This is a genomic window from Actinoplanes cyaneus, from assembly GCF_016862095.1.
In the GTDB taxonomy this organism is placed as follows: Bacteria; Actinomycetota; Actinomycetes; order Mycobacteriales; family Micromonosporaceae; genus Actinoplanes; species Actinoplanes cyaneus.
Window position 1 is genome coordinate 185,422 of the sequence record NZ_BOMH01000033.1, and the last position, 7,062, is coordinate 192,483.

8 protein-coding genes are annotated in these 7,062 nt (G+C 68.9%); 5 read left to right on the forward strand and 3 right to left on the reverse strand.

Annotated elements, in window-relative coordinates; all coding sequences use genetic code 11:
• Positions 1-42: 42 nt before the first annotated feature.
• From pstS to Acy02nite_RS22080, 3 genes are all read right to left on the reverse strand, one after another.
• Positions 43-1,143, reverse strand: a complete 1,101-nt coding sequence (gene pstS / locus Acy02nite_RS22070; RefSeq protein WP_203743421.1) for a phosphate ABC transporter substrate-binding protein PstS — start codon at positions 1,141-1,143, stop codon at positions 43-45.
• Positions 1,144-1,496: 353 nt separating this feature from the next.
• A complete protein-coding gene (gene mshD / locus Acy02nite_RS22075; protein ID WP_203743423.1) occupies positions 1,497-2,336 on the reverse strand; it encodes a mycothiol synthase in 840 nt (279 codons plus the stop codon).
• Positions 2,337-2,342: 6 nt separating this feature from the next.
• Entirely contained in the window at positions 2,343-3,059 is a 717-nt protein-coding gene (locus Acy02nite_RS22080; RefSeq protein ID WP_203743425.1) for a winged helix-turn-helix transcriptional regulator, read from the reverse strand.
• A 281-nt stretch (positions 3,060-3,340) separates the two neighbouring features.
• Here Acy02nite_RS22080 and Acy02nite_RS22085 point away from each other — a divergent pair, with 281 nt between their 5' ends.
• The 5 genes from Acy02nite_RS22085 to Acy02nite_RS22100 all read left to right on the forward strand — a co-directional run bounded on the left by Acy02nite_RS22085 (position 3,341) and on the right by Acy02nite_RS22100 (position 6,721).
• Positions 3,341-4,342, forward strand: coding sequence for a hypothetical protein (locus Acy02nite_RS22085; protein WP_203743456.1), 1,002 nt, complete (start codon positions 3,341-3,343; stop codon positions 4,340-4,342).
• Between the two features lie 70 nt (positions 4,343-4,412).
• The gene (locus tag Acy02nite_RS22090) at positions 4,413-5,201 is read left to right on the forward strand and encodes an LmeA family phospholipid-binding protein (RefSeq protein ID WP_203743427.1); all 789 of its coding nucleotides are present in this window, start codon (positions 4,413-4,415) and stop codon (positions 5,199-5,201) included.
• Positions 5,202-5,269: 68 nt separating this feature from the next.
• On the forward strand, positions 5,270-5,347 hold the full coding sequence (locus Acy02nite_RS47620) for an Ms5788A family Cys-rich leader peptide (RefSeq protein WP_369009918.1): 78 nt from the start codon (positions 5,270-5,272) through the stop codon (positions 5,345-5,347).
• A gap of 178 nt (positions 5,348-5,525) precedes the next feature.
• On the forward strand, positions 5,526-6,374 hold the full coding sequence (locus Acy02nite_RS22095; RefSeq protein ID WP_203743429.1) for a sulfurtransferase: 849 nt from the start codon (positions 5,526-5,528) through the stop codon (positions 6,372-6,374).
• A gap of 5 nt (positions 6,375-6,379) precedes the next feature.
• A complete protein-coding gene (locus Acy02nite_RS22100; protein WP_203743431.1) occupies positions 6,380-6,721 on the forward strand; it encodes a DUF1416 domain-containing protein in 342 nt (113 codons plus the stop codon).
• Positions 6,722-7,062 lie beyond the last annotated feature (341 nt).

Here is a 7,062-nt window from a genome sequence, read left to right on the forward strand (position 1 = left end):
CGCGCTCGCTGTCGTCTCGGAGGGATTAACGAACCGGGGGGTTCAGGAGATCGCGGCGACCGAGGTGGCGACCTTGGCGCGCACCGACTCCGGCAGCGGCGCGTAGCCCAGGTCCTTCAGCTTCGACTGACCCTCGGCGGAGGAGGTGTACTTCAGGAAGCCCTGGATGGCCTTGCCCTTGGCGGCGTCGGCGTACTTGCTGCAGACGATCTCGTAGGTCGCCAGGACGATCGGGTAGGCACCCGCCGTCTTGGTGTTGTAGTCGATGCTCAGCTTCAGGTCGTTGCCGGTGCCCTTGATCTCGGCACCCTCGATGGTCTTGCCGGCCGACTCGGCGGTCAGCTCGGTGAACTCACCGGCGCCGTTCTGCACCTTGGCGGTCTGCAGGCTGCTGTTCTCCGCGAAGGACAGCTCGACGTACGAGATGGTGTTCGGGGTGCCCTTGACCTTGGACGCGACGCCGTCCGACTTGTTCGCGCCGGTGCCGCCCTTGGTCGCCGGCCACGCCTTGGCGTTGCCGAAGGTCCAGTCCTTCTCGGCGGTCTTGCTCAGGTACTTGGTGAAGTTGTCGGTGGTGCCGGACTCGTCAGCGCGGTGGACGGCCTCGATGGTGGCGTCCGGCAGCTTGGCGTCCTTGTTCTCGGCGGCGATGGCCGGGTCGTTCCACTTGGTGACGGTGCCGGCGAAGATCTTCGCCAGGGTGGCCGGCGAGAACTGCAGACCCTCGACGCCCGCCACGTTGTAGACCACGGCGATCGGGCCGGTGACCATCGGGAGGTTGATGGCCGGCGAGCCGCACTTGGCGTCGGCCTGGGGCTGCTCGTCGTCCTTCAGGGCGGAGTCCGAGCCGGCGAAGTCGGCGAGACCCTGGATGAGGGCCTTCACGCCGGCGCCCGAGCCGTTCGGGTTGTAGTCGATCTTCGCGGAGCTGCACGCGGCCGTGTACGCCTTGATCCACTCGTCCATCGCGTTCTTCTGCGCGCTGGAGCCCTGAGCAGAGATGGTGCCGCCGACGCAGGTGCCCGCGGACGGGGCAGCGGCGCCGGTCTCCGCCTTGGTGTCGTTGTCCGAACCGCACGCGGTGAGCGCGATCGTCGCAGTCAGAGCAATGCCGGCAACCAGACCGGTGCGCTGGAACTTCACGGTTGTTGTCCCCTTCGGGTTCAGTGCAGCCGGTCGCTCACCGGCTCGAGAAGAAAGCTAAGAGTGCCAAGTGACCTGCGAGCCGGGCGCAAATGAACTAGGGGTGAATACGTCATCCCCGCAAAGTGACCACGCCCTGAGGTTCAGTTTGCTGGAAAGTGAACTACGTCCCCGCTACCCGGAATGTCGGATATTAGGGGACAGCCGTGACGCTACCGAGACATTGCCTTGTCCGGGCCGTTATCCGAGAGACTGTTCACTACGCATCGACAGGGTTCAGTGACCTACCGTGCCGGCCGTCACACCCACGATGGCGACGTGCCGGGCTCGACCCCCGGTCCGCCGCGGACGCCTCACGCGCGGTGGTAGTTGATGTCCGCCTGGTAGATCTCGAACCCGAGGCCCCGGTACAACCGCACGGCGGCCTCGTTCGACTCGTCCACGTAGAGGCTCGACCACTGCAGCCCGGCCGCCGCGAGATGACGCAGCCCGGCCACGCTCAGCGCGGCGCCCAGCCCGCGCCGGTGCCCGCTCGGATCGACCCCGAGCACGTAGATCTCCCCCAGCGCCGGGTCGTCACCGGCCGGCGGGTGCACCTTGGTCCAGTGGAAGCCGAGCACGGTGTCGGTGATGTCGACGGCGAGCAGGAAGCCGGCCGGGTCGAACCACGGCTCGGCCTCGCGCACCAGCAGATCGTCGAGGGTCCAGCGGCCCTGCTCCGGATGGTGGGCGAAGGCCCGCGAGTTCACCCCGAGCCAGGCCTGCTCGTCGGAGCCGGGGCGGAAGCCGCGGACGGTCACGCCGTCCGGCAGGGGAACGTCGGGCAGGGGCTCGAGCAGCGAGCGGCGCATCTGCCACAGCACGCGGGCGCGGGTGAAGCCGTTGCGCTCGGCGAACGCACGGGCGCCGGGATCGTCACCGTGCGCCCAGACCTGCAACGGGCCGGGGCCGGCCGCCGCGAGCAGCGCGGTGCCGTGGCCCTGCCGGCGATGGGCCGGGTGGACGACCAGCTCACCGGACCCGTTCTCGAAGAACGCGTAACCGGCGAGGCTGCCGTCCGGCGCGTGGGCGAGAACGTGCTCGCCCCCGCCGTTGCGGACGCGCAGCTCCACGTCCTCGGAGAGTGAGTAGTCCGCCGCGGCGGCCAGTGCCAGCACAGCCTCGGCCGCCGAGGCGGACAGTCTCTCCGTCATGATCGATCAGACCGGCAGCGACACCGGGTCGTTGTCCGGCAGCTGGCGGCCGGACGGCGGGGTCACGAACTTGTAGCCGACCTGGCGCACGGTGCCGATCATCGACTCGTACTCCGAGCCGAGCTTGGCCCGCAGGCGCCGGACGTGCACGTCGACCGTCCGCGTGCCGCCGAAGTAGTCGTAGCCCCAGACCTCGCGGAGCAGCTGGTCACGGGTGAAGACCCGGCCCGGGTGCTGCGCGAGGAACTTGAGCAGCTCGAACTCCTTGTACGTCAGGTCGAGCGGGCGACCCTTGAGCTTCGCGGCGTACGTGTCCGGGTCGATGTTGAGCTCACCGGCGCGGATCGAGCCGCCCGCGCCGGCGGTCGCGTTGTTGATCCGGCCGACACAGAGCCGCAACCGGGCCTCGACCTCGGCCGGGCCGGCGCTGGCCAGGATCACGTCGTCGACACCCCAATCCGCGTTCAGGGCGATCAGGCCGGCCTCGGTGACGACCGCGACCAGCGGGACACCGATGCCGGTGGCGTGCAGCATGCGGCAGGTGGCACGTGCCTCGGAAAGCTCCGAACGCGCGTCGACCAGAACGGCGTCGGGGCTGGGCCCGGACACCAGAGTGCGCACATCGCGGGGCGCGGTCCGTACCGAGTGGGGCAGCAGGTCCAAAGCGGGCAGCACGGCAGAAGGCTCACCGGCACGTGCCGTCACCAACAGAAGGATCTCCACACTCACCTCCGTCCTCGCGGCATTCGAGTGGCCGCTCGGGTGACCCGGTTTGCGCAGCTCAGAGCTTCGCCACCGGAGAGACTGGGCCCGGCGTCACCGACGGGTGGGTTGCGGTTACCTTAACCGATCCAGGCGGTCTGGCGACCTGTCAGCGCTCGCAAGTGATGTATCAAACGCCTGCTAGGTGCCATAACGCCCGGTTGGTAACAAGCCTTTTACATACGGGCGGCGAATTGGGCCCCGGCCCTGGTTCTGGCACGATCGCTGTCGTGTTCCCCTCCATGCCGAAGGACGACCCCTGGGACGCCGACGCCTCCCGTGACGTCGCGCGCCTCAATCCGGGCCGCCCGAAAGCCGGGATGTACGGCGCCGTGCCGGAAGACGAACCGGCGGAGGAACCCCCTGCCGGCGACCCGGACTCCGACGGCGAGGAGGAATTCGAGGAGATCGAGGTCGTCCCGGTCCGGGCCAAGCTGTCGGTGGCGATCGGCGGCTTCGCGGCGCTGCTCGCACTGGCGCTGATCATCGGGTCGCTGACCACCGGGCCGGACATCCGCCTGCCGTACGCGGTGGTCCTCTTCGGCGTCCAACTGCTCGGCCTGCTCGCGTGGACCATGGCGTTGAACCCGCCGGCCGCCTCCGTCACGGCGGGCGTCGCCGGAGTCACCGGCCTGGTCGGCTGCTATCTCGCGGCGACCGCGGACGAGGCCGGGCTGACACCTCTGCTCTACGTGACCCTGGGCGGCTTCCTGGTCGCGATCGTCGGGCAGACGTTCCGCGCCGAGGACCGGCACCTGATCACCGACTCCTGGCGGACCACGCTGCTGATCGTGCTCGGCGTGGTGGCGTACGTGATCCCGATCGTCCTCAGCCGTCAGCCGCTCGGCGGCCAGGCGATCCTGGTCTGCTGCACCGGCGCGGGCCTGGCGCTGCTGGTGGCGCGGCTCACCGACGCCGTGTTCCCGAAACCGCGGATCGCCGCGCAGGTGCCGCGCGGCGCGGCCGGCGTGGTGCTCGGCGCGATGGTCGGCACGTTCGTCACCGCGTGGCTCGGCAGCCAGCTCGTCCTGCCGTTCACCCCGGCGAAGGGCGCGGTGACCGGCCTGGTCGCGGCGGTCGCGGCGATCCTGGTCGACCTCGCGGTGAACTTCGGTGAGGCGGGCCGCCGGCTGGCCGGTGAGGCGCCGACGTTCTGGCTGGCCCGGCACATGACCGGCCCGCTGGGCGGTTTCGCCCTCGCCTTCGCTGCGACCTACGCCCTGGTCCACCTCTACCTCACCTGAACCGTCTGTTTCACGGTTCCGTGGACGTGGGCATGTACGGTCCTCAACAGCTCACGAACCGGGAGGCCCCGTGGCCGAGGTGTACGAGACCGCTCCGCGCCGCCGTCGCCGGGGCCGCGGTCTGCTGATCGTCGTCGTCATACTGCTGCTGATCCTGCTCGGCGGGGCGTTCGTGGCGGACCGGTGGGGCAAGTCGTTCGCCGAGGGTGTGATCGCCGACAAGGTCACCGAGCAGGTGCGCGCGCAGAAGGCGAGCAGCGACACCCCCGAGGTGACCATCGAGGGCTTCCCGTTCGTGACCCAGGTGCTGGACGGGCTCTACAAGGAGATCCGGATCCAATTGCCGAACTTCTCCGGCCCGACCGGCACCGGCGACGACATCCACTTGAACCTGCTGGACATCCACGCCAAGGACGTGAAGGCGCCACTGGACGCGCTGCGCAGCGGGCAGGGCGACGTGGTGGCCGGCAGTCTCACCGCGAACGGCAAGATCGACTACCCGCAGCTGGTCGACCTGATCGGGCAGAAGGGCGTGACGCTCTCCGCCAAGGACGGCAAACTCGTCGGCTCGGCCAAGGTGACGGCGCTCGGGCAGCAGCTCGACCTGAGCGGAACGGCGAAGCTGACCGTGGTCAACGGGGGGATTCAGGTTCGTTTCGCCGACGTGAAGGCGGCCAATCTGCCGGACGTTCCGCTGTTCCAGGGCTTCATCGACTCGTACGCGCAGAAGCTGGCTCTGGATCTTCCCGCGCCGAAGCTTCCGCTGCAGCTCAAGGTGAAGACGGTGACCCCGGAGGCGGACGGCTTGAACGTCACGTTCGGGGCGGACGACGTGAACCTCAACGCCGGCGGCCTGTGACACCCGTAACGTCTCGTATCGTGGTCGGTACTGTTCCGCGCTCTGGAACCGCTGGTAATGTCCGGTCCATGAGCCCGTTGCTCACGAAAAGGCGCGCGATCGACCTGTGTCGCGTGGCCGCGTGCCTGTGTCGCCCCGTCCTCTGACGGGCCACAGTGCTGAGCACGTTTTCTGTAGCTAGCTAGCCCAGGGCAACTTTCTGCCCGGCAGTGGCGCCGTCGCAAACCAGCCCGTGATCCCACCTAACCGATGGGTCCGCGCGGGGTGCGACAACACCTCCGTGCGCTGACTCTCCCCTCACCCACTTTTCAAGGGAGTGAACCGATGAGTCGCGACACCGCACTCGTGTCGGCCGACTGGGCCGAGAAGAACCTGGACACCCCCGGCATCGTCTTCGTCGAGGTCGACGAGGACACCACCGCGTACGACGGTGGCCACATCCCGGGCGCCATCAAGATCGACTGGAAGCAGGACCTGCAGGACCCGGTCCGGCGCGACTTCGTCAACCAGGAGCAGTTCTCCGCGCTGCTGTCCGAGCGCGGCATCTCCAACGACGACACCGTGATCCTCTACGGCGGCAACAACAACTGGTTCGCGGCGTACGCGTTCTGGTACTTCAAGCTGTACGGCCACGAGTCCGTCAAGCTGCTCGACGGCGGCCGCAAGAAGTGGGAACTCGACGCCCGCGTCTACACCAAGGACGTGCCCTCCCGGGCGAAGACGTCCTACCAGGCCAAGGCCCCGAACCTGGAGATCCGCGCGTTCCGCGACGAGGTCGTGCAGGCCATCGGCGTGAAGAACCTGGTGGACGTGCGCAGCCCCGACGAGTTCGCCGGCCGCCTGCTCGCCCCGGCGCACCTGCCGCAGGAGCAGTCGCAGCGGGCCGGTCACATCCCGACCGCGATCAGCGTGCCGTGGAGCAAGGCCGCCAACGAGGACGGCACGTTCAAGTCCGACGAGGAACTCGCCAAGATCTACGGCGACGCCGGGCTGGACGGCAGCAAGGACACCATTGCGTACTGCCGGATCGGCGAGCGCTCCTCGCACACCTGGTTCGTGCTCAAGGAGCTCCTCGGCCAGGAGAACGTCAAGAACTACGACGGCTCCTGGACCGAGTACGGCTCCCTCATCGGTGTGCCGATCGCCCTCGGCGACGAGCCCGGAAAGGCCTGATCACCATGACTTCTCCCAGCACTGCTGCCGCCAACATCGCCGGTTGCGCCGCTCCTGACCAGTCCGCTCCCCTCCCCGCGAGCGTCGACCTGGAGAAGGAAACCGTCATCACCGGCATCGTGACGACGGCCGAGGGTGAGCTCGTGGGCGGCGCCTACGTCCGCCTGCTCGACGGCTCCGGCGAGTTCACCGCCGAGGTCGTCACCTCCCCCGAGGGCGTCTTCCGCTTCTTCGCCGCCCCCGGCTCCTGGACGCTGCGCGCCCTGAGCCGCTTCGGCAACGGCGAGCTCGTCGTGGACGCCACCCGCGGCGTCAACGAGGTCGGGCTCAGCGTCGCGACGGTCTGACCGCTCACGCTCTGTTGACAAGGGCGGGACTCCTCTCGGGGAGTCCCGCCCTTTCGCTTTCCCGATCCCTTCCCGCGTACGTCGTCAGCCCACGCCCGCCGAGCCCGGTCCGCGCCCTCCGCGGACCACTGCGCGCATTGCTCTTCCGGCTGGTCCTCATGGGCGTTATTCGGGACGAATAACGCCCATGAGGACCAGCCGGGAGCGGGAGTCGCGGCAGGGCCTGGACCGGCAGGCTCGTCGCGGGCTGCGGCGGGCGGGACGCCGCGGCCGGGTCGGGCCGTCGACGGGTCTTGTGCTCTGACCGTGCCCCGCCACGGAGGCCGCCCTTGCGGGCTGAG